General features: G+C 38.7%; 33 protein-coding genes and 1 pseudogene. 15 read left to right on the top strand and 19 right to left on the bottom strand.

The window, feature by feature from the left end; genetic code table 11:
• Positions 1-11: 11 nt before the first annotated feature.
• The 6 genes from ACFIMI_RS07355 to ACFIMI_RS07330 form a co-directional block, all read right to left on the bottom strand.
• Positions 12-392: a hypothetical protein gene (locus tag ACFIMI_RS07355; protein WP_375611027.1), complete on the bottom strand. Its 381-nt coding sequence runs from the start codon at positions 390-392 to the stop codon at positions 12-14.
• Between the two features lie 22 nt (positions 393-414).
• Positions 415-1,542, bottom strand: a complete 1,128-nt coding sequence (locus ACFIMI_RS07350) for a N4-gp56 family major capsid protein (RefSeq protein ID WP_375617006.1) — start codon at positions 1,540-1,542, stop codon at positions 415-417.
• An 88-nt stretch (positions 1,543-1,630) separates the two neighbouring features.
• Positions 1,631-2,515 carry a hypothetical protein gene (locus ACFIMI_RS07345; protein ID WP_375689771.1) on the bottom strand — a complete coding sequence of 295 codons (885 nt, stop codon included), beginning with the start codon at positions 2,513-2,515 and terminating at the stop codon, positions 1,631-1,633.
• 13 nt (positions 2,516-2,528) lie between these two features.
• Positions 2,529-4,547, bottom strand: a complete 2,019-nt coding sequence (locus ACFIMI_RS07340) for a portal protein (RefSeq protein WP_375692398.1) — start codon at positions 4,545-4,547, stop codon at positions 2,529-2,531.
• Positions 4,532-5,860, bottom strand: a complete 1,329-nt coding sequence (locus ACFIMI_RS07335) for a PBSX family phage terminase large subunit (protein ID WP_375692397.1) — start codon at positions 5,858-5,860, stop codon at positions 4,532-4,534. Before ACFIMI_RS07335 ends, ACFIMI_RS07340 begins: the two co-directional genes overlap by 16 nt.
• Positions 5,841-6,173 carry a hypothetical protein gene (locus tag ACFIMI_RS07330; protein ID WP_375663005.1) on the bottom strand — a complete coding sequence of 111 codons (333 nt, stop codon included), beginning with the start codon at positions 6,171-6,173 and terminating at the stop codon, positions 5,841-5,843. The genes ACFIMI_RS07335 and ACFIMI_RS07330 overlap by 20 nt, the downstream gene beginning before the upstream one ends.
• Positions 6,174-6,375: 202 nt before the next feature.
• Between ACFIMI_RS07330 and ACFIMI_RS07325 the strand changes: the two genes are divergently transcribed.
• Entirely contained in the window at positions 6,376-6,990 is a 615-nt protein-coding gene (locus ACFIMI_RS07325; RefSeq protein WP_375610919.1) for a hypothetical protein, read from the top strand.
• Between the two features lie 9 nt (positions 6,991-6,999).
• Here the strand turns inward: ACFIMI_RS07325 and ACFIMI_RS07320 are convergent, their stop codons facing one another.
• The 8 genes from ACFIMI_RS07320 to ACFIMI_RS07285 all read right to left on the bottom strand — a co-directional run bounded on the left by ACFIMI_RS07320 (position 7,000) and on the right by ACFIMI_RS07285 (position 13,800).
• Complete coding sequence (locus tag ACFIMI_RS07320) at positions 7,000-7,530, bottom strand: hypothetical protein (RefSeq protein WP_375692396.1); 531 nt, start codon at positions 7,528-7,530, stop codon at positions 7,000-7,002.
• 15 nt (positions 7,531-7,545) lie between these two features.
• Complete coding sequence (ssb, locus tag ACFIMI_RS07315) at positions 7,546-7,986, bottom strand: single-stranded DNA-binding protein (RefSeq protein WP_375668683.1); 441 nt, start codon at positions 7,984-7,986, stop codon at positions 7,546-7,548.
• Between the two features lie 103 nt (positions 7,987-8,089).
• Complete coding sequence (locus ACFIMI_RS07310; RefSeq protein WP_375692395.1) at positions 8,090-9,535, bottom strand: replicative DNA helicase; 1,446 nt, start codon at positions 9,533-9,535, stop codon at positions 8,090-8,092.
• Between the two features lie 368 nt (positions 9,536-9,903).
• Positions 9,904-10,602: a hypothetical protein gene (locus ACFIMI_RS07305; RefSeq protein WP_375681532.1), complete on the bottom strand. Its 699-nt coding sequence runs from the start codon at positions 10,600-10,602 to the stop codon at positions 9,904-9,906.
• Positions 10,603-10,686: 84 nt separating this feature from the next.
• Positions 10,687-11,211 (bottom strand): hypothetical protein, encoded by a 525-nt coding sequence (locus ACFIMI_RS07300; RefSeq protein ID WP_375651416.1) that lies wholly within the window; start codon positions 11,209-11,211, stop codon positions 10,687-10,689.
• Positions 11,212-11,501: 290 nt separating this feature from the next.
• On the bottom strand, positions 11,502-11,891 hold the full coding sequence (locus ACFIMI_RS07295) for a hypothetical protein (RefSeq protein WP_375651415.1): 390 nt from the start codon (positions 11,889-11,891) through the stop codon (positions 11,502-11,504).
• A 219-nt stretch (positions 11,892-12,110) separates the two neighbouring features.
• Positions 12,111-13,229 (bottom strand): hypothetical protein, encoded by a 1,119-nt coding sequence (locus ACFIMI_RS07290; protein WP_375692394.1) that lies wholly within the window; start codon positions 13,227-13,229, stop codon positions 12,111-12,113.
• Between the two features lie 97 nt (positions 13,230-13,326).
• On the bottom strand, positions 13,327-13,800 hold the full coding sequence (locus ACFIMI_RS07285; RefSeq protein WP_375664595.1) for a crossover junction endodeoxyribonuclease RuvC: 474 nt from the start codon (positions 13,798-13,800) through the stop codon (positions 13,327-13,329).
• A gap of 75 nt (positions 13,801-13,875) precedes the next feature.
• Between ACFIMI_RS07285 and ACFIMI_RS07280 the strand changes: the two genes are divergently transcribed.
• The gene (locus tag ACFIMI_RS07280) at positions 13,876-14,667 is read left to right on the top strand and encodes a hypothetical protein (protein ID WP_375632835.1); all 792 of its coding nucleotides are present in this window, start codon (positions 13,876-13,878) and stop codon (positions 14,665-14,667) included.
• On the opposite strand, the gene ACFIMI_RS07275 is transcribed toward ACFIMI_RS07280, so the two are convergent.
• The 3 genes from ACFIMI_RS07275 to ACFIMI_RS07265 are packed head-to-tail and all read right to left on the bottom strand — an operon-like array spanning position 14,654 to position 16,083.
• Positions 14,654-15,265 carry a hypothetical protein gene (locus ACFIMI_RS07275; RefSeq protein ID WP_375610980.1) on the bottom strand — a complete coding sequence of 204 codons (612 nt, stop codon included), beginning with the start codon at positions 15,263-15,265 and terminating at the stop codon, positions 14,654-14,656. The genes ACFIMI_RS07280 and ACFIMI_RS07275 overlap by 14 nt on opposite strands.
• A 10-nt stretch (positions 15,266-15,275) precedes the next feature.
• Positions 15,276-15,833 (bottom strand): hypothetical protein, encoded by a 558-nt coding sequence (locus tag ACFIMI_RS07270; protein WP_375635079.1) that lies wholly within the window; start codon positions 15,831-15,833, stop codon positions 15,276-15,278.
• A gap of 10 nt (positions 15,834-15,843) precedes the next feature.
• Positions 15,844-16,083, bottom strand: coding sequence for a helix-turn-helix domain-containing protein (locus tag ACFIMI_RS07265; protein ID WP_375610978.1), 240 nt, complete (start codon positions 16,081-16,083; stop codon positions 15,844-15,846).
• A gap of 87 nt (positions 16,084-16,170) precedes the next feature.
• Between ACFIMI_RS07265 and ACFIMI_RS07260 the strand changes: the two genes are divergently transcribed.
• The 11 genes from ACFIMI_RS07260 to ACFIMI_RS07210 all read left to right on the top strand — a co-directional run bounded on the left by ACFIMI_RS07260 (position 16,171) and on the right by ACFIMI_RS07210 (position 22,962).
• Positions 16,171-16,524: an XRE family transcriptional regulator gene (locus ACFIMI_RS07260; RefSeq protein WP_273791732.1), complete on the top strand. Its 354-nt coding sequence runs from the start codon at positions 16,171-16,173 to the stop codon at positions 16,522-16,524.
• 214 nt (positions 16,525-16,738) lie between these two features.
• Positions 16,739-17,158, top strand: coding sequence for a hypothetical protein (locus ACFIMI_RS07255; protein ID WP_375613784.1), 420 nt, complete (start codon positions 16,739-16,741; stop codon positions 17,156-17,158).
• A gap of 48 nt (positions 17,159-17,206) precedes the next feature.
• Complete coding sequence (locus ACFIMI_RS07250; protein WP_375635088.1) at positions 17,207-17,965, top strand: antA/AntB antirepressor family protein; 759 nt, start codon at positions 17,207-17,209, stop codon at positions 17,963-17,965.
• 12 nt (positions 17,966-17,977) lie between these two features.
• The gene (locus ACFIMI_RS07245) at positions 17,978-18,529 is read left to right on the top strand and encodes a hypothetical protein (protein WP_375655515.1); all 552 of its coding nucleotides are present in this window, start codon (positions 17,978-17,980) and stop codon (positions 18,527-18,529) included.
• Positions 18,530-18,537: 8 nt separating this feature from the next.
• The gene (locus tag ACFIMI_RS07240; protein WP_375692393.1) at positions 18,538-18,999 is read left to right on the top strand and encodes a hypothetical protein; all 462 of its coding nucleotides are present in this window, start codon (positions 18,538-18,540) and stop codon (positions 18,997-18,999) included.
• Positions 19,000-19,004: 5 nt separating this feature from the next.
• Complete coding sequence (locus tag ACFIMI_RS07235) at positions 19,005-19,463, top strand: hypothetical protein (protein WP_375637977.1); 459 nt, start codon at positions 19,005-19,007, stop codon at positions 19,461-19,463.
• A 72-nt stretch (positions 19,464-19,535) separates the two neighbouring features.
• Positions 19,536-20,375 carry a recombinase RecT gene (locus tag ACFIMI_RS07230; RefSeq protein WP_375681006.1) on the top strand — a complete coding sequence of 280 codons (840 nt, stop codon included), beginning with the start codon at positions 19,536-19,538 and terminating at the stop codon, positions 20,373-20,375.
• A 1-nt stretch (position 20,376) separates the two neighbouring features.
• Positions 20,377-21,000: a lambda exonuclease family protein gene (locus ACFIMI_RS07225; protein WP_375692392.1), complete on the top strand. Its 624-nt coding sequence runs from the start codon at positions 20,377-20,379 to the stop codon at positions 20,998-21,000.
• 69 nt (positions 21,001-21,069) lie between these two features.
• Entirely contained in the window at positions 21,070-21,558 is a 489-nt protein-coding gene (locus tag ACFIMI_RS07220) for a DUF488 family protein (RefSeq protein WP_273791658.1), read from the top strand.
• 138 nt (positions 21,559-21,696) lie between these two features.
• On the top strand, positions 21,697-21,909 hold the full coding sequence (locus ACFIMI_RS07215; RefSeq protein WP_375634357.1) for a hypothetical protein: 213 nt from the start codon (positions 21,697-21,699) through the stop codon (positions 21,907-21,909).
• A gap of 9 nt (positions 21,910-21,918) precedes the next feature.
• A complete protein-coding gene (locus ACFIMI_RS07210; protein ID WP_375664031.1) occupies positions 21,919-22,962 on the top strand; it encodes a tyrosine-type recombinase/integrase in 1,044 nt (347 codons plus the stop codon).
• A gap of 333 nt (positions 22,963-23,295) precedes the next feature.
• Here ACFIMI_RS07210 and ACFIMI_RS07205 read toward each other — a convergent pair.
• A pseudogene (locus tag ACFIMI_RS07205) lies at positions 23,296-23,424 on the bottom strand (hypothetical protein); the annotation flags it as partial.
• A gap of 1,149 nt (positions 23,425-24,573) precedes the next feature.
• Positions 24,574-25,299 carry a hypothetical protein gene (locus tag ACFIMI_RS07200; RefSeq protein WP_375613567.1) on the bottom strand — a complete coding sequence of 242 codons (726 nt, stop codon included), beginning with the start codon at positions 25,297-25,299 and terminating at the stop codon, positions 24,574-24,576.
• A gap of 398 nt (positions 25,300-25,697) precedes the next feature.
• Between ACFIMI_RS07200 and ACFIMI_RS07195 the strand changes: the two genes are divergently transcribed.
• Positions 25,698-26,021, top strand: coding sequence for a TrbC/VirB2 family protein (locus ACFIMI_RS07195; protein WP_375613587.1), 324 nt, complete (start codon positions 25,698-25,700; stop codon positions 26,019-26,021).
• Entirely contained in the window at positions 26,022-26,330 is a 309-nt protein-coding gene (locus ACFIMI_RS07190; protein ID WP_273723684.1) for a type IV secretion system protein VirB3, read from the top strand. It abuts the gene before it with no gap.
• The last annotated feature ends 7 nt before the right edge of the window (positions 26,331-26,337 follow it).

Here is a 26,337-nt window from a genome sequence, read left to right as displayed (position 1 = left end):
GTCTTATCCCCTCAATGATTTGTTACGAATTGCACAACCACAATACATTCACCAGCATCGGTGGTTTTGTCTCGTGTTGCATAAAGGGTCATCTCCTTATCATCTGCAACAAAAGACTTTTGATCTGTTGGCGTAAAATCTTGCGTGCCTTGGGCTTTGATATCTTTTTCGCCAAACTCATTGCCGCCATAGGTGCTGCCAATCTTCAATTTCGTCTCAGAAAACGCTGTCTTCACAAACGCTTTTATCGAGGTAATTAAAGCACCACGGGGTAATATCCCGATTTTTTCTGTGAGATGTTTCTCTTTATGTAAGATATTCAAACGTAAGAAACTTACCTGTTGGGTATGTAGATTTCTGCCCTGTAATGGAGGGGGTAATTGATCTGCCATGTCTTGTTTTCCTCCTTAATGATTACGCTGCTGCTTCACCGCTGTAGGTAGGAATAACAATCGTTCCAAAATCTTGCGCTGTTTGTGCACTATTGGGCATTTGGAAACGAGTTTTCTTCATTCCTATCAAAGTCTTGGCGGCAACACCAAATTCACGTTCATAATCAAAATATTCTTCTTTGAGGGTGTAATTTGTTGCACTATGATTTTTCCCAAAACCTATAATCGCACTCTGCGCTCCTAAGAACACCGCACGACGCACACTTTTTACCGCTGTATTATTTGTCGAGTTAACACCATGGGTAACATGAATAGCTTCGCGTAAAACAACACCATTATACATTCCAAGAGAACCATCAAAGATTGGGTTCTTTGCACGAGAAGTCGCATAAACAGATTTTTGGATATCTAACCACTCACCAGCGGCTGTATTGGTACGCAATTGCATCACTTGTGTTGGGTGCAAATAGAGAACGTAAACATCATCACCGTTAACATGGACGGGAGAAATTTGCGGATTGGCAAGTTTGGCTTGTTTAACCGCTTCATCAATAAGCTTCAAACTAAAGCTATGTTTGGCTTTATCATTAAGATCTTCATCTTTGGTTTTCCCATCGGGGCGGATAATCCGTTCACTGCTTGGTGCCATGATTTCATTAAAGCCATAATGAACCGGCTTAATATACACTTCTCGACCATCAACGCTAATCGTACGGGCTGTATAACCACATACCTGCAAAAAGAACATGATGCTTAAACGATTGGCATACCAGCGAACCAAGCCTTCTTTCGCTTTCTTACGTAAATTCGGGAGGATTCTCTGTTGATCAATCGAGTCATCATTGGCAACACGCGCCGCATGTAAAAGCTCGTTAATCACCAACCGATCATTCATAAATTGAAGCGCTTCTTCATTGCCTTCTAAGGTTTCGCCTTGCGTGACACCATCTCCAAACAGATTGACTAGCAAACTGAACGTAACACTATCCCCTGCACTCTTATGGGTTTCGTTGTAAAGCTGGATAATGCTGTTTGAACTTTTGCCAATAAGAGGGGCAATTTTTGTCGCTTTCAAAACTTCATTGCTTAATTTCTGTGACCACAATTTCACCGATTGCGGATCATGGGTTCCTATATGTGTTGTTGCCATTGATTTCACCTTTCTTTGCTGTAAAAAAACCGGCTTAAAGCCGGTGGAAAACCCGCATCAAGGCGGATTATGTTGTAAAACTGATTGCCTAATCAGGGTCTGCACCCATTATTTCATAAAAACGGGCTTCATTTTTCGGATTGGAGATCCATGCGTTGAATTCTTTCTCTGACATATTGGCAAGGGTGTCTTTTGTCATAGGACCTGTCATGCCTCCTCCACCAGATGCTGTTAAGGTTCGCGCAGAATTCTGCCGGCTTTGAAGCGCTGCTACTTGATTATTCGCTTGCATCCCTTGGTTTTGATAACCAAGATTTTGCGCTATCCTATAAAGCTCTTCTGCTGGATTACCCCCCTTTTGGGCGCAAGTCGCTACAATCGTACGCAATTCATCCCCTATAATCGCATCTATCGTGCTCCGTTGCGCATAAGTCGGATAAACAGATGACCAAGCACTTAATTGCTTTGCACGCGTCTCATAAAGATAATCCGCCGCCGCATCAAAATCACTGTATTTATCTTTAATTGATGTAACAGAACTTTCTAAAAACTGGTTCAAATGATCATTAAATTCGTGGGATTCAATGGCTTGCCTTTGAACATCCTGCTGTGCCCTAATATACGCATCTTGCTTTTGAATCTTATCTAACATCCACGTTAATACGCTAATTGGGTCCTCACGTAGGTCTGGGGGCGCACCTTCTCCTTCAACCATTGGTGGCTGGGCTTGAGATTCATAAAACTTGACAAGCGCTTCACGGGCTTGTTTGGCTTGTTGTTCTGCATGTTGCCGATCTATAGGAACGATTTCTGAAGGCTTGTCAACGGGCTCTGCAACCGGTTCTGGAGGTGTCGCATCATTATTCTCAACCGTCTCGACCTCATAATCGTTCTCAAAAGAGCTCTCATCATCAAATACCGGTGCACCAACCCTGTAATCTTCATTCATAGCTTCGTTCATTTCTGCATTCATTCTCTAACCTCTCTCAAATGCTTCTTCCTCTGTATGTTGCCGCTCTTTCACGCATGATTTGATTTTGCGCTCGTTCATTAAGAATACGCTCCCGTTCAAGCTCATGCTTCTGTTGCATCAATTCAGCTTCCAATTCTGCTCTCTTTTGACGCATAACCAATTCAATCTGCTTGCCTTGTAAATCCATCTGTTGCATCTGACTTTTAGCCGCAATATCTTGCTGCTTTTCCTGCAACTTCATTTCTTGTTCCGGATTCATTTGCTGTTGTTGGGCTTGTTGTGCCATTTGCTGCTGTTGCATCTTCTCACTCACACGATTAAGCAATGACGCAGGCAATGGAGAATAACGAAGTAGATCAAGCATAATATCCGGCGTAATCGCATTTTGAAGCAATGGGAGCAGCTGTGTGATGATACCAAAGGTGCGCTCTTTCTCATTCGGGCTGGTTGGGGCATCATCGACAACAATGTCATACTCGACACTCGTTACTTCTTCACGCGTCAATGGAATATATTGCGCATTCTCTTCACCAGATATCCTCACCAAACGACCATCAGACAAGTAATTCTGTATCAGATGCAAAATAATCTTACCCTGCCTTTTGCGATACAAACGCAAGCCATCAAATAGACAAGCAAGCAGGTTAAGACTAGATTGACGCCGTTGTGCTTCTAAAATCCCTGCTTGTGAGACTTCTCTCGTCCCGATAAACTCAGGCGATAAGCCCGTAACTTGATTAATCGCTTCCTTGGCTTCATTAAACAGTTGGAAAAAACCGGTTGGGAATTGCGCTACGGGTTTGGGCTGTATCTTACCACCTGCCAAAGCGCCATTTTTTAAAACCGTAATACTATCTACTCTGCTCCAACTCTTTACAGCTTCTCTCACATCTTCAAATGCGCCCCGCTCTGCCATTATCCCGCCTTTGGATTGGCTGTTGAGGATATGCATTACTTGACTAAAATATTTATTCGCCCATCGTTGTGGATCTTTTGTCGGACGGACAACCCCATAAAATTGCCGTTCTATCTTATCAAAATACCCTGTTATACACTCCCAACCCAATTGACCCGCTGGAACCAAAGGTTGATCAGGGGATTCAAGCAATTTTCTCCCTAAAAAAGCACGTTTTACGACCTTTTTATTGAAAGCTGCCCCTTGGATATCGGGCATCATGCACTGTAACTGCTTAAATTCCTCTTCGCTATAATCACGCAATTCACCCGTTTCTAAATCGGGCGCTTTGTAATATCGCTCGCTTTCAAACCAACGGCATTCAACAAGTGTGATCATCCGTCGACCGTTTTCAACATCAATGCCCTTCTCATCATTATAAGCTTCAAGATCATTATGATGAATGCCTTCATAAGCAACCCCATCACGCGCCCAATCCGCACTCAGCTCTGTCCAATGAGATTTTGGAAACATCTGCTTGGCTACTTCCAAGGGCTTGCGGTCTACATACCACATGCGTTGTGCATCGGTTAAATTCGGTTGCACCGCTGCACTATCCCAAACCATTTTTAAAGGATCTAAACGCGTAATTACCGGTTCACCATCAAGACTGTTTTCATAATCAAGGCGGGTATCAGTCCACCCCATGCCGCAGATGACAGCGTCTTGGAAAGCATCACTATCTGCATATTCAGCATGTGCCATGTCGCGAAACCATTCCGCTGCTCCTGTAAGCAATTCACTTGGCAATGCCTTGCCTATTTGACGGGGAATGAATTGCACCTCTCGTTTATTGTTACGCTCTGAACCCACAACGGCATTAACCAATGGTGCAATACGGTTAAACGTCATAACGGGGCGGCGTTGCTCTTTTAACGCCGCTAAATCAGCCTCATTCCACTGATCACCATTGTAAAATCGAAAATCCTCTCTTGCATGTTCGCGCCATTTGTTCACATGCTCAACATCTTCTTTGTACCAGCTGACAAGCTTGCGAAACAAACCTTCTGTCGACAAATCTGATGCGTTACTTTCTTTCTCTAAATGCTCTTCATCATGCATCATTCTGCCATCCATGACGTGCTCTCATAAGTTTCTCTACCACTATAAGCTGGTCTCTTCTGTTTTTGCATCGGCTGTTCATACCCCACACACATTAACCCAAAGGCATCCGCACCATGACTGGACCAATCATGCTCAGCGCCTAAACCAATATTACGCTTCTCATCCCATTTCTCATGATACCAATTCAGTGCTTTACGACCCGCTACGGTTGTCTCTTCATTAAACCAAACAGACGGCAAAATACGTCGCACCGCCTCTATACGCATCTTAACCGCCCCTGCCCCTTGATTAGGGATCACTTGCGTTTCAAAACCCGCATCATTTAAAGCACTCTCAAAACTCACATTGTGCACACGGTCTCTCGTCGCACCATCATGGGGTAACACCATCAATGCCTTCTCATAACCATTTTGACGCAACCAACCGATATGTTCGGATAAAGGCTGTCCCTGTGCTTCGTAATAATCAAGTACTCTGATCTCCCTACCAACAAATTGCGCTATCCATATCGCCGTAGCATCTGCCTTAGCACCTGTGCCCCCGATATCCCAAAAGGCGCGTATCTGCATTAAAGGATCACGCGCAACGCGCCCTATCCGCCCCTCTTGCTCGGCTGCCAACATTTCCTTTTGATAATAAGCGCCTTGAACTGCTGTAAGATAAGCCCCCTCCCATATATGCTTATAGGTCTCGGGACGGTTTCTCAGATCATCAAGCCGCGCTTCATTCAAGATCTTAGGAAACTTCGGATTATCTGACCAATTGATCTCTACACGCTTAATGGCTTCATTGTCTGAAAAGCGAAACCGCTTCTCAACGGGGGCATTCTCTCGCAACGGGTTCCATGTCACCCATAACTCTGCCCGCCATCCCTCTCCTTCTTCACGCAAAGTCGGTATAAGCGTCTGCCAAGCCGTCTCTGTAACGGGCTCTGCCTCATCAACCCAACAAAGCAAAATACGCCCCATAGACTTGATACTTGCAATATTCCGGTCCAGACCAGAAAACTGAAAGGCTATACGACCATCTATCGACTTAATCGACGATTCCCCAACCTTGTAATAGTCCTTTAAAAAGTCATGCGCTTCAATGGCGCGCTTAATCTCCTCCAATGAACTTTCTGCCAAAGAATTCTGAAACTGACGTGCACAAAGTATAGTGCCCGATATCCCTTGCATACCAAATTGATAGCCTTTTAAAGCAGCCATCAAGGCAAATGATCTTGTCTTTCCAGACCCTCGTCCACCCCAAGCAGCACGCACCAAAGCCTTATCTGTAAAAATCGGTATAAGCTTTGGAACAATACTAATCTGTCGTGTTGTCATTGACCAAAGGCGCGATTTCTACACGCGTTATCACCTTAATGGCTCCCCCATCTTCACCTGTTACCTGTAAAGGCAACACCTTACCAAGCAACGCTAAATAAGCAGCGGGGCATTCCATAGCCTGCTTTTCCAAATAAGAAATCAAACCATCCTTGCCAATTTTATTCCCAGCATTCTCAGCAGCCTTAACCACTGCTTCTTTTAAAATGCGCGTCATCTTATTCGGAACGCCTTTGACACGCCCTTGACCTGCCTTTGGGGGTATACGCTTTTTAATGGGTTGTGGAGCCTGATGTGTATTTTCTGATGTCATAAAATACGCCCTCCAGATAATAAAAAACCCCGCATTTGCGGGGATTTTGAACTGTACATTTCCCTCTCTAGACACAATACACCTAAGTACAGCAATGTCATTAAATACGATTTGCTACACTTTGTCAACACTAAAATAACACATATTGATAATTTCAAAGGGAATCGGTTAAACAGCGCTTATAATAATTTAGGGATTTAAAATGATGAAATCATTATTCATAACACGCATCATAACATTTATAGCTTTCTTTTCTATATCAGCGCTACCTGCATCAGCGTCATTTGGATTTATAGACAAATTGACGCGTATGTTTACAAGTGTAGATACTAAAGAGAAGTATAATCAACTTTACAACAAATACGTAAGTGAATCATATATTGGCTCTATGCATTCTGAAAAGATACGCAAAGCAGAAGAACTTTCACTCATCATGGGCACAGAATATTCGTTTTTTAAACAGGAATATATATTGTATCGTCACATATTAGTTGTTGGTTGTGCATCCATTGTGAGTATATTGCGGGGTGATTATAATAAGGAGATGTCGCAAATGGATCTACCCAATGTAATAAAGCGTTTACGCGATGAATATGATTGGAGTGAAAGCGATTTGATGTGGGCATACGACGTGGTCAATGATAACGAGGATCCAATGATTTATTATGCAAAAAAATTTCTTAAGCGTTACGATTTCAGAAAAGAACAAGTAAATAACCTAGTATATCAAGTGAAAACAAATGATCATAAAGGTTTAAAGGAATCCATTGAATTTTGCAGAAACTTACAAACGATATACAATATAATGAAACCGTAATAGAGATTGTCATTTACGATCAAAATGTTTCTGAAGAGCATTAAGAGAAACACGTAATGAATTCACAAGATATGGTAGCATTTGATCTTCTACCACGAGGTACTGTAGTGCTGCATAAAGATTATACTGTCTATAGAGGCATTGGGCTTCTTTTAGTGCCTCTTGCGTGTTGATAAACTGCTCTGTTGCAAATGCTACCCATTTATCTCTTGCCTTATCATCTGAAGATGACGGCATTTCGTCATAAATCGCATTAGGCAAGCCTTTTGCACAAAGGTAATCGTTTCTTATCTGTAGGTACTGTTGCGCGGCGTCATATTGCTCTTGAGTAAGCACGCCTTTTAAACAAAGTCGCCCTATATAAGACCCAGAAAGTGGATTTTTTGCCTCTTGTAGCGTTAAACCGAAGCGCTTTGCACGTATCTCTATTGCCAATTTATCAACGGCTTCACGCGGTGCTTTTGCACGTGATATACGTCCGTTTGGTTCTCTTACCTGCCCTGCTATTTTAGGGCGTCCCCTTTTTTTATTTTTTTTCATAACACCGCCTTTTATTTAAAAAGGAACACTGTCATTCATAACGGTATGGGGCGTATCAAGAGGTCTGTAAATGCTTCTGTCATAAGCAGATGACTGATCTTGATTATCATCATTTTTGCCATCTAAAAGCTTTAACTCGCCTTTGTACTGAGGCAATATGACTTCTGTTACATAGCGATCAACACCGTTTTTATCTTGCCATTTACGGGTTTGTAGTCGCCCCTCGATATAAACTTTGCTGCCCTTATTCAGATACTGGAGAGCTATTTTTGCAAGATGTGGATTAAACACCACAATGGAATGCCATTCGGTTTTGTCTACTTTCTTATTGGTTGCCTTGTCTGTATAGCTCTCAGACGTTGCCATTCGAAAATTGACCACCTCGATGCCAGATGACATTGTTTTGCTTTCTGGATTAGCACCTAAATAGCCAATTAAAATCACTTTATTAAGCATGTTTGTAAGTCCCATTAAATGATGTAAAGATCATAACATGTTTTATGTGTTTTTACAATGTTTTCAGTTGTCTAATAACAATTATTTAATGTTTTACATTATGTTATAAATCACTAAAGCGTGTAAAATCGGATTGAAAGGCAAGGGGAACGATTCCTGTCGGACCATGGCGTTGTTTTGCTATAATAACCTCGGCTTTACCCTTGGCTTGCTCCATTGCCTCTTGCCACTTGCTATACTCAGCAGTGCCTTCTTTTGGTTCTTCATTTTTGAGATAGTATTCTTCACGATAAACAAACAGCACAATGTCGGCATCTTGCTCGATTGAACCAGATTCACGTAAATCGGAGAGTTGTGGACGTTTATCTGTTCTATTTTCAACTTGACGCGAAAGTTGTGACAGAGCAATGATGGGAATATTGAGTTCTTTTGCAAGTGCTTTTAATCCGGTGGTAATGGCTGTAATTTCTTGAACGCGGTTTTCTAATGAACGCTTTGAACCGCTTGTCATGAGTTGGATATAATCGATAATCAAGACATCTAGACCATGTTGTCGTTTAAGACGCCTTGCACGAGCGGACAATTGTGCAATAGACACCCCACCCGTTTGATCAATATAAAGAGGGATTGTTTGTAAGGAACGCATTGCGTGAATAATTTTTGCAAATTGCTCTTCTGAGATATTACCACGACGCATATCAGAAGAAGAAACCTTTATTTGCTCTGAGATAATACGAGTTGCAAGCTGTTCTGTTGACATCTCAAGTGAAAAGAAACCAACAATACCCCCTTCATTGGCTTGGTTGTTATCACGCTTACAAGTATTGGCAATATTAAAAGCAATATTGGTAGCAAGCGATGTTTTACCCATACCAGGGCGCCCCGCAAGGATAATCAAATCAGATGCTTGTAACCCTCCCATTTTCTCATCAAGTGTTTTGATATGGGTAGCGATCCCTGAGAGCCTTGAAGAACGCTTTTTCGCAGCGCTTGCCATGTTAAGTGCTTTTGCAATGGCTGTATCAAAATTTTCAAACCCACCCCCATATTTTCCTTTTTCTGCTAGCTCAAATAACTGATTTTCAACAGTTTCAATTTGTTGTGATGTTGTAAGTTCTACAGAAACATCATAAGCTCTATTCACAACTTGAGTGCCAAGGTTAATTAAAGAGCGTCGGATAAACAGATCATAAATGACGCTCCCATAATCTTTAGTATTAATGATTGTTACAGCTTCTTTAGCTAAACGCACCACGTAATTATATACAGTGATGTCACCAATTTTCGCATCATTTTCAACAAAGGGCTTAATAGTAATGGGATCTGCAACTTTTCCATTTTGAATAATTTGTGAAATGATATCAAAAAGCTTTTGATGCAACGGTTCAAAAAAGTGCTCTGCTTTTAAAAAATCAGAAACGCTATCAAGAGCATTATTATTGATAATGATAGCACCCAGCAAAGCTTTCTCTGCTTCAATATTATGGGGTAGTTGACGAAAAGAAGATTGTTCTTCTGTTTGAAAAGAAGGTAATTTAACAGCGTTCATTTTATTCATTATGATTTAAATTGATTTGATAAATGATAATTATAAATCACTGAATCTACAGTGTGAATCCCATTTTTATTTTACTTAACAGCTTGCTTTTTGATACGTTTTGTGCAATAAAGAGACGTTCTTTTATATTTCGGTTATTTCTTTTAATCGTTTATTTAGATCGCTAGCTGTTTTGATAATAAAAGCCGTATCAATTCATTTTGATGCGGTTTTTATGTATTAAGGCTTGCATTTTTACACGTTTTGTGTAATATATTTTAGCATTTAAAATGTATAAGTTTCCAGTTGCAAACAAAAGCCGTGTCCTTTAAAGGCGCGGCTTTTTTGCTATAAAGCAGCCCCCCGCCCCGTTATTTTATTTACGCTGCTTTTTCACTAATCTTTACAACGGTATCGTTTTCATAAATTTCACAATCTTCAGGAATTCCATATGCATAATAAGGGTTTTGTTCTGTATATGAATACTCATTTCTTTTTAATCTTGCATTGCCATGTACCAAACCTCTAATGGTGTGATAACCAGTCACTTTAGCATTGCCATAAACAGAACCATAGACCTTAACATACCCACCCACGCTAGCATTGCCATAAACCTTGCCATAAATTTTTGAAGAGCTACTTACAACAGCATGATCATAAACCTCAGCCTTGCTATAAATGCGTGCACTTCCTGTTAATTTTGCATTCCCATAAACCCTTGCATATTGATAAACCCACACCTTATCAGAAAGATGCGCATTATCATAAACATGAGCTCCAAAATACACGCGGGTTTTATCATATACATGCGCATTGCCATAAACAAAACCACCAATGACAGCGTTGCCATATACTCTTGCATTTTCATAAACACGACCAGATTTTACAACACAAGCATTATCATAAACCCAGCAATTGCCATCATGAGAAAGGTTATCTTCCTTTTCAATAAAGCCGCCTAAATCACCAGCTTTAACATCAGCAAAGTCTTTTAAAGCACGAATGCGGTATAAAGTAATCCCTTTAACGTGACTTTCATTTATAAGCTCATATTTTTTAGATACATTTTTAGTGGTCATAGGTAGCTCCCTAATCTAATATTCAAACAAATTTTTAAATGAAATGGTTATAAGCAGGCGCCCCCGCCGCGCCCGCGCCGTTATTTAAGCTGTTTTCCTATGAGGACGACACATAACAAAGCAAATTTCACCATAAGGAGAAAGGCGTTCTGTATAAACATTATTCATTGTGTCACCACAAATATTCTTAGTAACAATAGCCATGCCACATGCATTGGCATTTTCATAAACATGCACTTTACTTACAATTTTTGCACTATCGAAAACATGGGCATTATCATACACATGGGCATTGGCAAAAACCTTTGCTGAATCGTAGACGCGAGCATTACCATATACAAAACCACCAACACCTGCATTGCCATAAACCTGCGCATTTTCGTAAACACGACCAGGGCTCACAACAATGGCCTGATCACCAACCCAGCAATTACCATCATGGGAAAGATTTTCTTCAGATTCAATATAGCCACCAAGTTGACCAGCTTTAACATCACCAAAATCTCTTAACGCCTTAATGCGATAAAGTTTTTTACCTTCGCGAAGAATTGTTTGATTGGTGAGTTGATATTTTGGAGAAGTTTCTTGATTTTTAACTGTAGCGTTCATGCTAGTAATCCTTATCAATGAAGTTTTTAATTAACAGCCCATAAGGGCGTCGGGTGCTAAAAACACGGTGATAAGTCCGCCGCTATGCTTTTCCCTCGCGAAGGGTATTGTATGGCATAGCTACACCCGACATAACCGTTATATGCCAATGATAGCATAAAAGAAAGTCAGTATTTTGAAGATGGGAAAAACCTTATCGTGGTTTATCCGCTTATCACAAGTGTTTTTAGCACTTGCTGACCTTAATAAACGAGCTTTTCTTTAAAGTCAATACGTATTTTTTATTTTTTTCACTTTTTTTCATTTTGATACCTACCTAATTGAATACCAAGTGCTTTCTCTAGCTCGTTGTCTATATCATCATAAGTTTTCACTGCTTTAACTGTACGTTTTTTGATTTCCCTATTCACCTCGTCTATCAACGCTTCGCAACTCAATACGCTTCTTGGCAAATCACCACCGTATATCCAAGCTTTCACTTGCGCCTTGGTACTGTAATCAACATTCTCAGGCATCTCATGATACTGACCACCGTCAAATTCTTCATATTCTCTTGTACCATCATCATATTCGTAAAGATTGTAAAAATACTCTGCTACCCCTAATCCCCATGGGGCATGCCCCACCGCCGTTGCAACGAACTTTTTTCCCCCCTTCTGTTTACGTTTTTTTAAAAACATCTGGTTTAATATCCCCTATCTAAATCCATAACTTTACCAATGGGTTTATTTGCCTCAAAATGGACCGTACAGAAGCGTTTTTAATTTCAATGTGGTTTTTATCACAAAATCTTTAAATCGCTCTGTACGGTGCCTTTCTGTCAATTTAAACGCATATATATTCTCAAAATCATCAGCAAACTTCACTACTTTGCTGTTTTTTCGGATCCATAAGTGTCTTTAAGCGTAGATCGCTGTTGCAAGTTGATTGAAGCTTTCTGAAAGGTTATTTGCGAAATTGTTTGACGGTGGTTTATAACATGCGCTTTCATATAGTTTTTTCACTTCTGATTTTTTGTGTTTCTTAATTACCAATCCATATTTTGGATGCGTAATCCAATTATCCCAAGCGCTTTGCCAATCGCGTTCATTTGCATTTCGACATGGGTTGGATTTTGAAAAGCGTACAAATTTTTCAAATTCTGATAAGGCTTCATCATGCGTTAATCCTTGTTCAGTTGCGTATTGAAAATCGGGTTTGAAATCTTCTAGTATTCTTTCAACTTCTTGTTTTTCCCTTATTTTCTTTGTTCCTTCAAAAAAGTTTGCTTTCTCTGGAAAATAAGCAGGCATTATCTTATCAACGATTTCTGAAAGTTGTTTTCCAACCTTTTTAACTTTTCGTGAAGGCAATTTCGCAATCATCGCTTCGTTAATTTGCCATCGGTTGTTAACTTCGTTTGAAAGATTGATATTTTGCTCGCGAATGATTGGTTGTTTGGTTTCTATCGTTTTGATTTGTTCTGATTGAACATCATCACACTCGATTGCCTTTTCAACAAAATCGTTTGTTTCTAAATTTTCAAAATCAATTTCTCTTTTTGATAAAATAATAGTTTTATTTTTATTGTTATTGTTAATGTTATTGTTATATATATAGGCATCATTAAGCATCGCTTTAGCATCATGCTTAGCATGCTTAGCATCATTAAGCATCGTTTTAGCATCATTAAGCATTGCTTTAGCATCGTTTTTATCAGTATTTTCAGTAACTTGAGCATCATCACAAGCATCACAAGTATAAGTTGTATGTTTATCCCATCTTGCCTGCGCTGCTTTCTTTGCTCTCTCCGATAATCTCTTTGATCGTGATGCTTTTGATACCTTTTCTAAACTCTCATGAGAGTTAGTAAGCTCTTCTTCAACATCTAAATTCCACAAGCGACCATCTGCTAAACGAATGAAATATCCTTCTTCAAGCAAAACATTCAGTGCCGCTTCAAACTTCTTCACTGAATAACCAGTGTAATGAGATAAAACTTTAATATTATAAAAAAGAGGTTCACCAGTACGCAACATACGTAACCGTAATCGCATATAGATATTGCCCTCTACAGCAGGCAAATAATCAACAACTATTGCCCACTTGTCTGCAAAAAGCCTCGTCCATGGTAATTTAATGGACATACCCCAATTCCCTTTCTTTAACTAAATATAAAATTGCTAAAGCATCTGCTTCGTTATCATCTTTCGGATTGTGCCCTTTTGCACGCACCGCCTTAATCATCTCTTCTTTCGACGCATTCCCCTTGCCTGTCGTCGCTTTCTTAATCGTACTTACTGGTATCCCCTCATACGGTATCTGATGCTGTTCACACCACGCCGTTAACGTTGCTAACAAACCACCGTAAACATGCGCTGCATCTGTACCTTTATGACGCCTCACCTCTTCAAAATACACCACGTCAATTTGACCTGCTGTCTGCTTTATTTCTGATAGCCATTGCTTAAAGCGCAAGTAACGCATTCCACCGCCTTCAAAACGGCGCGATTGAAAATTCACGGTACCACTGAACATGTCACCACTTGCACCACGTATCGCCCACCCCGTTTTGGTACCTAGATCAAAACAAAGAATCGTGTTAATCACCACGCCGCTCCATACAAAATGTGTTTTATAGGATTGTTTTTTTCTGAAAATGAAGGAAAGAAGGGTGTAAGAAATATGCAAGCGGTTTTAAATTGGATAGAACAGCATCCTGTATTATTTTCTGCGTTTTCTGTTTTATTTTCTGCACTTTCTTCGGTTGGTGCTTTATTATCCGCAATTTTTTCTTTTCGTTCTATTAAACAGACATTGAATTTAAGAAATGAAGATCGAATAGAAGCTGCAAAGTTCAGAAGAGAAGACCGAGAAAAATTTGAAACAGAATTAGCTAATGCCATGGACATAGCTAATTCAACTAAACAACAAGCAATATCAATGGAAAAGCTTGCTAACGTTCTAGAAAAACAGACAGAAATTCTAGAGCAGAGAAAACTTAATGTTTTTGTACAGCGTATAGTGATGCATAATGATCCTGATAATAAATCACAATTATTAATTGATATATTATTAACCATTGCAAATCCTACAAAACACATAATTAAAATTAATTCCATCAGTATAGAGAATGATAGAAATTATAAATTTATTCACGCAGTCTATCGTGGATTTACTGATTCAACCGTTTTTCCCCTCGGAGATATATACCAAATCCAGCCCCAAAGCTCCAAATACCTCTGTTTTAAACAACCCCAAACAGAGCCTCTAATACATGGAGATATTGACCCATTTAGCCTCATAGCTTTTGGCTCATTAGAACTAATTCTTACCATTTCGCCTCTCAAGAAAAATCCATTAATTTATCTAATATTTACTATGGAACACACTGCTATAGATCCTGAAAATCCACCAGAAAAAGTGAATTTTTTCGCTCACTGTATTCGTTTAAAAAATGCTTTCAATCCACTATAGTTTTCCCAGGTACGAGATAGCTCTGTTGTTCCTCAGGACTTTTTTTAGCAAGATCTTCCCATGTCAGTGGCTTTAACCCCAATAAATGCCCCAATAACTCTTGAGACCTCGGCCAATAGTCTAGTTGTGCAAATGTAATGGTATTTCGTGGTATAAACCATTCTTCAAAAGCTCTAACAACTTTAATTGCTTGAATCTTTGTCTGCTCATCCCTCATTAATTGTTGCAATAATTCCTGCGATCTATCTTCTTGTTCATCTGTAATGGGATTTAGTTCTATAAACTCTCTTACAAGCGTACGAACAGCTTTAGAGACTTGAATATTTTCATAAATATTTTCATATGACATCACACATTCTTGCCCTTTAGTGCTTTTCTCTAAACATTCTTGCACGTTTGCTTGTAATTCTTGTAAATGTTGTATTTTCTCTTCATTTTCTGCTAGCTGTCCTTCCATCAATGCTTTTTGTGACATTATTAACTCATTTTTTTCTGCTAGCTCTTTTCTAAGCCTTCGCACTCTTTTAGAAGAGTCATGAACAGCATAAAACGAAATCACATTCGCAATTAAGGAAATAACAATTGCTACTAAACTCATCTTTCTCTCCTCACTTACCCTTCTTCTTATTTTTACGAGCCGGCGCTTTTACTGCTTCATCACGCTGTTTAAGCTTTTGTGTTAGTCTTTCAACTTCCTCGTCGCGTGATTGAACATCTGCTTTTAGTGCCTGTATCTTTTCACTTTTCCGTGTAAAATCTTCTCGATACGCATCTATCTTTTGCTTCAATTCTTTAATTTCCGTATCACGTGATTGAACATCTGCTTCGAGTGTCATTACAACTTCACTTACATTTCTGAACGCCTTTTCATGCTCTTCAGTCTTTTGTTTCAGTTGTTTAATTTCCTCGTCACGTTCTTCAATCTCTTGCTTCAGTTGTTTAATTTCCTTGTCACGTTCTTCAAGATCCGCATCACATTCATCAATTGTCTGCTTGCTTTCCTTTAAATACCTAAACTCATTCTCTTTCATTTTTTTCTTAATATCTTGAACCTGCTCTTTAAGTGCTTTAACTTGATCGCGATAATGCAATGCAATACGAAACATCACTCCGCTTAAGAGCAAAACTGAAACCACTGCTATCCATAAAATTTCATTCGAACTCATCTTTATCTCCTTAATGCTGTAAAGTTTCTCCGGTGTGATCAACACCGCAGCTCTTGCAAATTTTCGACATTGGGGGGTGTTGCTCTTGATCGCATAAAGATTTTAAAAGATAAGCCACTGCCCCTCTTGAAGGAACACCATATTTTTCCCAACGCCATACTGTTGATTTGTTAACGCCTAATAACGCTGCCATTTCGTCCAGCGTAAGATTAAGGCGTTTGCGTATTTTTTTTGCTTCTATCTTATTCATAAAATTAAGTGTGCAATGTGCACAGAAAAAAGTCAAGTCGAAAAGCACATATAATATGTGCATTATGAATGGAAAGGAGTTGTCAGAATGCAAGAACAAAAACCCGACCAAGCTATACGCTTAACAGAAGCAAGAATTGCCAAAGGATTTAAATCTGCCCGAGCCGCAGCTCAATATTACGGCTGGCCATATTACACTTATATACAACATGAACAAGGAGTTCGCGGCATCAATAAAGCCGCAAGTCGATACGCAAAAGCTTTTAACGTAAGTACAGGTTGGTTATTGACTGGTGAAGGACAGGGGATAAAAACAAAATCTACAACTGCTCTTTCAGACCGCGAACTTCAAGAAGAAGTTTTTAACGCTCTAAAAAATATATCTCCTGAAAAAAAGCAGTGGCTTCTTCGCATTTTAGATACTCTAAAAGACGAAGAATAATAATTAACCTTCTTTTTTTATCTATACTAAGCTTATTCACTGCCTCCATTATAAGGTTATCAATATCATCCATTTTATATATCCCAAAATAATATAATACTCACTAAATATGTTCATGTTGCACATTTTATTGTTGACATATGTGCAATATGCGCATACATATGTTCCATATCTTAGAAAATAACTTTTGCCAATAGGCAGTATGGAGGCATTTGTGAATAAACCAGTGTTTATAAATTCTGATGAAATTCTCTTAGTGATGTGCGAAAATGAAGAACAAAATCTCGCTAAATCTGGTCCTTTATTAGAAGAAAAGGACATTATCAATTTTATCGACCAAACCGATAATGCTGTCCAAATTTTGCGCGTAGAACCAACGACTAATCGTTGCGAAGATATCTCTGAAGATATTGCTGAGTTTTATCTCAAACTACGTGAACAAAAGTGTTTTGATGGCAAAATACCGCATGACTTTATTCTACACAGCACAGCATACGGTTTTTTTTTAGAAGAAATCGAACAGCAGCGATATGAAGATGAAACATACGGTACTTATGAACAGCAGCACCGTTTAACTCTTTCGGATGTCATTCCAAACTACCCACATTATACATACTACAGAGGGCGTTTTTAAAAGCGCCCCCCTCTTTCCTCTTATTAAATTATCGGATGGAGTAAACTTATGAATAATCCTATCACTATTACAAATAACACCATTAACGAAGAAAGCGTTCAGACAGTCAATGCTCGTGACTTGCACGCATTCTTAGAAGCAAAACGAGACTTTTCCAATTGGATTAAGGACCGTATTAGCAGATACAATTTTATAGAAGGACAAGACTTTGTAAAAACACAAGATTTGCGGTCACCAAATTTGGCGAGCGCAAAATCTAGATCTGTTATTGCAATTAATTATCATCTCACCTTGGAAATGGCAAAAGAACTTTCCATGGTAGAGCGTAATGAAAAAGGAAAACAAGCCCGTCAATATTTTATTGAATGCGAGCGGCGTGCAAAGCAAGTTGTTACACCACAAATCGATTACTCAAGTCCACAAGTAATGTTAGGTGTATTAACTCATCTAAAAAATGAAAATGAGCGTAAAGACATCATCATTGAAGATTTAAAACCAAAAGCAATGGCTCTGGAAAGCTTGCAACGCTCTGATGGGCTCTTCAGTCTTACTGAAGCCGCTAAAGTGCTCGAAATGCAACCAAAACAATTCATTCTCTTCCTACAGAAAAAAGGATGGGTGTATCGACGCACTTTCGGGGATCGCTTATTGCCTTATCAGGATAAAATCCAAAAAGGACTAATGGATTGCTCAACCCTCACTATTCAAACCGAAAATGGAACTGAAAAAGTCATTCCTTCAGCAAAAATCACAACAAAAGGCATGGGGGTGCTGTCTCAAGAGCTTAAAAGACAAAGCATGCATTAAGAGGCTATCATTATGGAAAAGAAATATGAACTTACTGATGAAACAATCGAAGTTGGGGGCAAAACTCTCCACCGCATTCGCGCATTACGAGACTTTGGAAACGTCGAGAAAGGTGATTTAGGAGGCTATATCGAGAAAGAAGACAACCTATCGCATCGTGGTAATTGCTGGATTGGGGATTATGCAAAAGTCTATGGTTATGCCAAGGTTTTTGGTGATGCTAAGGTTTACGAAAATGCACAAGTTTACGGTTATGCACATGTTTACAACAATTCTCGTATTTATGGCAAAGCAGAAGTTTGCGATGAACCATGCATTTACGGTGATGCAGAAGTTTACGGTGATGCATATATTTGCGGTGAACCGCACGTTTTTGATAATGCAGAAGTTTATGGCAATGCACAAGTTTACGAAAAGGCATACATTTATGATAGGGCGCGTGTTTACGGCAATGCAGAAGTTTCCGGTGATGCGCATGTTTACGGTCATGCAAAAATTTACGGTGAAGCATGTGTATGTTGGGACGACTGGATTGATGGCGATAAAAGAATCTCAACTAGGTAACAAACCAGATGAAAAAATACGAATTTACTGATGAAAAAATTGTGTTTGATGGAAGAACTCTTCACCGAATTAGAGCCTTAAGAGACTTTGGATATGTCAAAAAAGGTGACCTCGGCGGTTTTATAGAAAAAGAGAGCAACTTAAGCCATAAGAGAGACTGTTGGATTTTTGGCAATGCACACGTTTACGGTGATGCCAAAGTTTATGATGATGCGCGGGTTTATGGGAATGCACGCGTTTATGGCAATGCACAAGTTTCTGATTATGCCGAAGTTGGTGGTGCTTATGTTGGAGATAATGCCAAGGTTTTTGACTATGCGCGGATTTATGGGAATTCTGTTATAGGGGAAAGTGTACACGTTTACGGAAATGCTAAAATTTACAATCAAGCATATATTTGCTGTCGTGTAAACATTGCTGGAAATTGTAAAATTAGTGGCTCCACCATAATCGAAGAACGTGAGAAATAGTAATCATGGAAAAGAAATATGAACTTACTGATGAAACAATTGAGTTTGATGGATACATTACGCTTTACCGCATACGTGCATTAAAAGATTTTGGTGATGTTAAAGCAGGCGACCTTGGCGGCTTTGTAGAGTATGAAGACAATTTAAGTCAAAAAGACGATTGCTGGATTTATAATGATGCCAAGGCGTATTGTTGTGCCAAGATTTACGATAGTGCTAAGGTTTATGATAAAGCACAAATTGGTGATTGTGCCGAGATTTTTGGCAATGCAAAAATTTATAATAACGTCAAAATATATGATGGACATATTTTTGGACACACACAAATTTATGGAAATGTGATTATTTATGCCGATTCAAGAATTTATGGCAATGTAAAAATTTATGATAATTCAGAAGATTGTAAACAAACTATGACCGCCCAGAACGGCGACTCTTCAACAAAAGACGACATTCCTTTCTAGCAACACAAACCAACTTTTAACACCAGCGTGATTCACGCCACGGGTGAATTGCGCGCAATGTAGGAAATCAAGATGACAAATTCCACTTTTTTAAAAGAAATGGCAGGAAAATATGGATTTTCTGCTGAAGAATTTCGAGAAACAATCATAAAAACTTGTATTGGATATAAAAATGCTAGTGTCATCACTGATGCAGAATTTGCCGTTTTTCTTTTTGTTGCCAATACTTATGGACTTAACCCTTTAACAAAAGAAATCTATGCACTCCCTAAAAAAGGCGGCGGCATCATACCCGTTGTTTCTATCGACGGTTGGATAAAGATCATCAAATCAAATCCTGACTTTGATGGCATGACCTTTCAAGATCAACTCAATGAAGATGGGAATATCATTGCTATCAAATGTGCTATTCGTCTCAAAGGGATTAAAGACCCTATCGAAGTCACCGAATATCGCAAAGAATGCGAACAAGAAAAAAGTGAAGCATGGCAAAAATATCCAGCACGTATGTTGCGCCATAAAGCCACTATACAATGTGCTCGCTATGCTTTCGGGCTTTCCGGTATTTATGAAGAAGATGAAGCAAAACGTATCAATGAAACAAACCATAGCATTCCAAAACAATTGGTTTCTCAAGATATGCTTATAAAAATCGAAGAATTAATCGAACAAACAGAATCGGATAAAAATAAGCTTCTCTCTTATGCAAAAGTAGAAAAGCTAACAGATATGTCTTGTGAAACAGCAGACGACGTTTTGAAAATATTAGAAAGCAAGCCAAGAATTCAAAGAGAAAGCGCTCTACAATCTCTCCCACCACAAGAGAAAACATACGTTCCTATACAAGATGCCGAATATATTCACGTCCAAGATATAGAATATGTATCACAAGAACAAAGAACGGCGGTGTGATATGGAACAAAGAACAGCAGAATGGTTTCAAGCGCGCTTGGGTAAAGTCACCGCATCTAATGTTTACAACATTATCAGTAAGACAGCAAAAGGATTGCCTACGAGCAAATATGAAGACTACAAAATCAAACTCATAACGGAGCGCTTAACAGGCGAAACAAGCCCCTATTATGAAACTGAAGATATGAGATGGGGTATTGAACATGAAGAAGATGCCTTGAGAGAATATGGCTTCATTTATGATGCCGATATAACAAAGTGCGGCTTTATCCAACACCCCACAATAGAAACGGCGGGTGCTAGCCCCGATGGTCTCATTGGAGAAGACGGTTTAATCGAAGTCAAATGCCCAAGATCAGTAACACATATGCGCTTTTGTATAGGTGACGAAATCAAACCAGAATATCACGCACAAATGCAATTCCAAATGGCTTGTACAGAACGAAAGTGGTGTGATTTCGTAAGCTATGACCCACGTTTTACGGGGGAATTCTTTCACTTACGCATGAAAGTCAAGCGTATTCTCCGTGATGATCAACAAATTGAACAGATCAATCAAGCTGTTGAAACCTTTTTAGCAGAGATAGAACGAGAGATAAAACAACTCTCAACAAAAGCTGCTTAACCTTATGGGGGTGTTTTGTTCCCCGCATATCTACGAGCACCCCCACCCTTTCACATAAGGAAATTAAACGTGTGTAACATCGAACATATTATCATACAGCCTGCTAAAGATGAGGAATTTTGTTTTTTTACCATTGGCTATGAAGGTAGGTCCCTTGAGAATTATCTTAGTTGTCTCATAGAAAACAATATCAAAACTTTATGTGATGTTCGTAAAAATCCAATAAGTAGAAAACACGGATTTTCAAAAAGACAATTAGAGCAAGCTGTAAGCAACATTGATATTGAATATATGCATATGCCTGAACTTGGAATTGCCTCTGAAAAACGAAGAAATTTGAAAACACAAAAAGATTATGACCGCCTTTTTAAAAATTATCGAAATACAACTCTCAAGAATAATTCTTGTGCAATAAACAAATTATATCAAATTTTTTTAAACAAAAAGCGCGTTGCAATCACCTGTTTTGAAGCCAATGTATGCATGTGTCATAGAGGACAACTCGCATTAGCTCTCACTCAATTGCCTGATTGGAAATATGAAATTAAGCACATCTAAAAAATAAACTTACAGATTTTTTACATATGGGGGTGCTTCTCTTCACAAATGGCTCCTAGCCCCCCCTTCCTAACAACTTTCAAGTAATGCGTGATTCACGCCACATGTGAATTGCATCTCAATGTAAGGAGAAAAGATATGGCGCCTCGTAAAGCTATCATAACGCAAGCAGACATTGCACGAGCTTTAAGAGAAGCAAAAAAGCAAAAATGCGAACTCATAGAAATCAAACCTACCGGTGAACTGCTTATCTACCTTAAAGCAGATATTCCAATACCAAACTCAACAGCACATCCTGATAAAATATGGAATTTATCTCGTGATGATTATGAATTTGATATCGTCTTATAGGTGATCACCATGCCAAAACCACGCCCCCCTCATCTCGTTAAACAAATTACTCAACATGGCAAAATTGTATGGTATGTACGTATTGGTCACGGCAAACGCATTAGAATACGCGGTACCTATGGAACGCAAGAGTTTGTTGATAACTACAAAAGCGCACTTGCCGAGTTACAAGGGCTTATACTTCCTAAATCCAAAACCGGTAAACTTGTTGAAGGTTCATTTGCATGGCTGCTTAAACAATACTTTAACAGCTCTAATTGGCATAGCTACTCTAATACTACAAAGAAACAAAAAGAATACATTCTTATGAAGATATGCGACTCCATAGGAAATATTCCATACCAAGCAATTGAAAAGAAACATATTATAGCCGGTGTTGAACGGCGTAAAGAAACACCAGCAATGGCTAGAAACTTTCTGAAAGCCCTTAATGGACTTTTTAATTGGGCAATTGATCAAGGTCTTTTGGAAAATAATCCAACTTTAGGCGTCAAAAAACCTCCTCTTAAAAATAAAAGCGGCTTTCCTGTTTGGACAGAAGAAGATGTTGAGAAATATTATCACAAATGGCATCATGGTACCCATGAACGTGTCTGGATTGATGTTCTTTTATATACGGGCTTGCGTCGTGGTGATGCGGTACGAATTGGCTGGAAAGATGTCAAAGACAATATTATTCATCTCAAGACAGAGAAAAGTAAATTCCAAACAGATGTCTTTCTACCTATTTTACCGGAATTAGCCAAAACGCTTGAAGCTGGTCCTATTGGAGTAGAAACATTCATCTGTAGTAAAACTAATCAAAAACTCTCCAAAGAAAGCTTTGGCGATACATTTAGAGACGCTTGTAATGCTGCTGGAATTAAAAAATCGGCGCATGGATTAAGAAAATTAGCAGCAACACGCGCAGCTAACTCTGGTGCAACAGTATCACAATTGAAAGCACTCTTTGGCTGGACAAATGATGCTATGGCATCTCTTTACACAAAGAGCGCAGACCGTAAAAGGTTAGCTATAGAGGCGATAAAAAAGCTTCAAAAAGATGAGGGATAGAGGCAAAAAAACTCAATAGAATCAAGATTCACCTATTCCCCCATATTAGACATAACTATTTTATTTTACTTGCTTTTTATATACCCTTTACGAACAGCGTCGCAAAATAGGCTTGGATACCTTAAGAGATGTTTCTATAAGACAATGCTATCCTGTTTTCTCATGATCATAATCCTCAATCTAACAAAGATGAAACAAACAATAGGATTGCGAATATGATTTGGGGAGCTCATCTGAAAGATGAAAAATGATAAAAAAATCCGCTATAACAATTGAAGAAGCGAGCATTCGTTGAGTCGTAACTTCTTTATTTTAGAATTTTTATATCACACTTTACTGTTGAGATGCATGACCACGGTCTGTAACATCAAGCTTTGGCGAGAAAAACATTTCAGTATCTGCTTGTAAAACATTTTGACAGCTTTTAGATTCCTTAACAGCTTGTCCTGAAAGAGAACACTTCGTTCCCCATTCTTCTCTTAATTTTGCATCTTTTTTTAAATCTTCTACGCTATAGGTTTTTCACACCCCACGACGAATAATAGAGTCATGCATAATAAATAATTTTTTTCATTTTACTCCTCTTTAAATACCTTATCTGTTAATATCATCCCCCCAAATGAGGGTTGAATTTTCACACTGTATGAGAATACAGCCTCACTATCACTTGCTTGCTTTCAAAGTGAACACTCTGAGTAAAGTAACGCAAGAAGAGCTCACAATAGCCATCGTATGAGTTTGTCATAAAATACAATGAGAAGGGAAAGAGCCCAAACTGAATACAAATGATGAAATCAGAAGACGCATTAATGCTTTTGTCCAACTGATTTCAAATAGTTACATTGCAATAGGCATCGCCCCTAACCCTATAGAAAGCCTATGAGCATTATAATACTTAAGTCTCACGATCATTAAACCACAAAGCCATAACAAAAAAGTATGAACTCTTTTTACCTATTTGTATGTTGATTATTGTTCCTCCATCGAGGCCTAAATAGAAACGTTTTGTGATATATAGAAAACAATCAGCAATGCAAATCATTTTACGAAGATTTCTTCGTGTAGAGTCTATTTGAAATCCATCCATCATTTGGAAGTCTGAATTTAAAAGCAGATAATTATGAAAGCTTTTCAAGGAATGCAACAGATTGATCACTTTTAAAGAAGTAAAAAACGTGATCCAATCCTGAAGACAAAAATTCTGATGAAAAAACTTTTGCTATGAATTCTTTTAAGGCATTGTGAAAGATTTTATCCGTTATATCAAACGTTACACCATTTTGGGATCTGTTTATTTTTTACTTTTATCAACACCGCTCTAGAAATCCGTTTCTTGAGCGTTTTTTATCGCCTCACTTTCTCCTTCAAACACAAATACTCAAAAATGCTTTGCCACCAACAATGACATTTTCCTGCTTTTATAAAACACATAAGTAAAAATAGAGAAGCGATTTTGAAAGCAACCCTCCCTTGAAAAGGGAAGTACCATCCATTTACTTCCTAAACGAAAATAATCTCACCGTTTATTCAAATTTGCTCTACGATTTGGTACAATTTTATTGATAAAGTTTTCTCTATAAAAATTTAAGTAAATATGTTCGTTAAAACCAATCATGGACTAGCAAAGGGGTTATAGGATCCATTATCTCGCCGCCATTTTAAAGGTTCAGTGAAATCACTCGACCAAAGACCAATCTTATTGCCACGTGCTTTTTCTTCCGCATGATGATACTGGGCTGGAATAGGATTTTTCCCCTCTTTTGAGAGTACCAACATACCTTCTTTAAGACCTTCCTCAGCTAAATCAACCCCTTGAACAAAACATTGCGCATAATAAACACCATTGTGCATCAAAGCCTGTTTACAGGATAAATCCTGCCCAAGTGTTTTGGTGACAAGCCAAGCCGTTGTAACCGCACCACAGGGCCATTCTTGATCATTTAATCTTGCTTTTTGACGGGGTGCACATGTGTCAACACCATAAAGATGAATATCACGGGAGATATGTGAGCGCCAAGATTGTGCAGCAGGCGTCAGTAATTTAAATGTAACCCCACTTGTAACAGAAGCCTTACCATGAAAAACAACAGCATTATTTGCAACATCATTTAATGAAACACTCTTCTGCACATCGAGAGCTGGTTCATTTTTTTCTAATTGCTGTTTGGTGATAGATCTACCCAACTTTTTTTCTTCTCGATAGAGATCGACAATATCTTGGATATCTTGCGTCTCAAATGTTTTAAGAATGCTGAAATCCATTTTATCTTTATATTGGCTTAATCCCCACACCGTAGCCCCCATAATGTAAATAATAACAATCAATTTAAATAGCATCTCTTAACACGCTCGCTCAAAAAATTCGTTTTTTTCCTATCATGTCAGATTATTGATCAGCAATCCCCTTGTTTTTAAAGAAAAAATCCAAATATAAGTGTTGCAGATTAACTACATTTTGTAAAGAATGATATTCTTTCTTTCATTATTTTAATATTGTTATTTTTACCAATATACACAACTTAAAATTGCCATTTTCATGTAACACAATCTCAATTTGAAAAGACTTCTGTCTCTTTACGAAGAAGAGCTTGAGAGTGAACAGATCCACGATCAAGGCTTTTAAAACAAACAAACGAGAAGAATTAAACTGTCATCAAATGACAGCACTTTCCAGTTTGTTAGAGGCAATGGAATGTCGACATATGAACAAATATTATTTGTTAAAGAGAGGTAAAATGACAGATAATAGATTCCAAAACATCATTTTTATCGTGACCATGCTGCTTTTTACGGCAGTTTTTGTATCTGATTTTTCTTATGCTGCTTCTTCTACTACTGGTGGAGGTGGTCTGGGAAATCTTGATGGTGTTTTAGGCAACATTGTCACAATGATGACGGGTCCAACGGCAAAGCTTATTGCTATTATATGTGTTGCTGCTGTGGGGATTGGCTGGATGTACGGCTTTATTGATTTACGCAAAGCAGCTTACTGTGTTCTGGGGATTGCTATTGTTTTTGGTGCCCCTGCTCTTGTCGGTAAATTAGCGGGCACAACATAAATGAACGAAGATACTCTTTTCCTTGCCTGTACGCGCCCAGCCATGTTTGCTGGTGTTACAATGGAAGCCATGGCGCTCAATGTCATGGCGACATCCATTCTTTTCATTTTGACCAGTGATTTTACCATGTTTGGTCTTGGGATTGGGATACACTTTATTTTGCGAGAAGTGACAAAGTACGATCACAACCAATTTCGCGTATTATTTGCATGGCTCAATACCCGAGGAAAACAAAAAAACCTCAACCGATGGGGAGGAGGTTCAACCTCCCCTTTACGCCTTATCCGCACTTATAAGGAACTAAGCTGAAGGAACG

Origin of the sequence: Bartonella sp. AP4SXKL (assembly GCF_042195845.1) — a bacterium.
Classification (GTDB): Bacteria; Pseudomonadota; Alphaproteobacteria; order Rhizobiales; family Rhizobiaceae; genus Bartonella.
The sequence above is the reverse complement of the archived record's forward strand: the minus strand, read 5'-3'. Positions and strand labels throughout refer to the sequence as shown.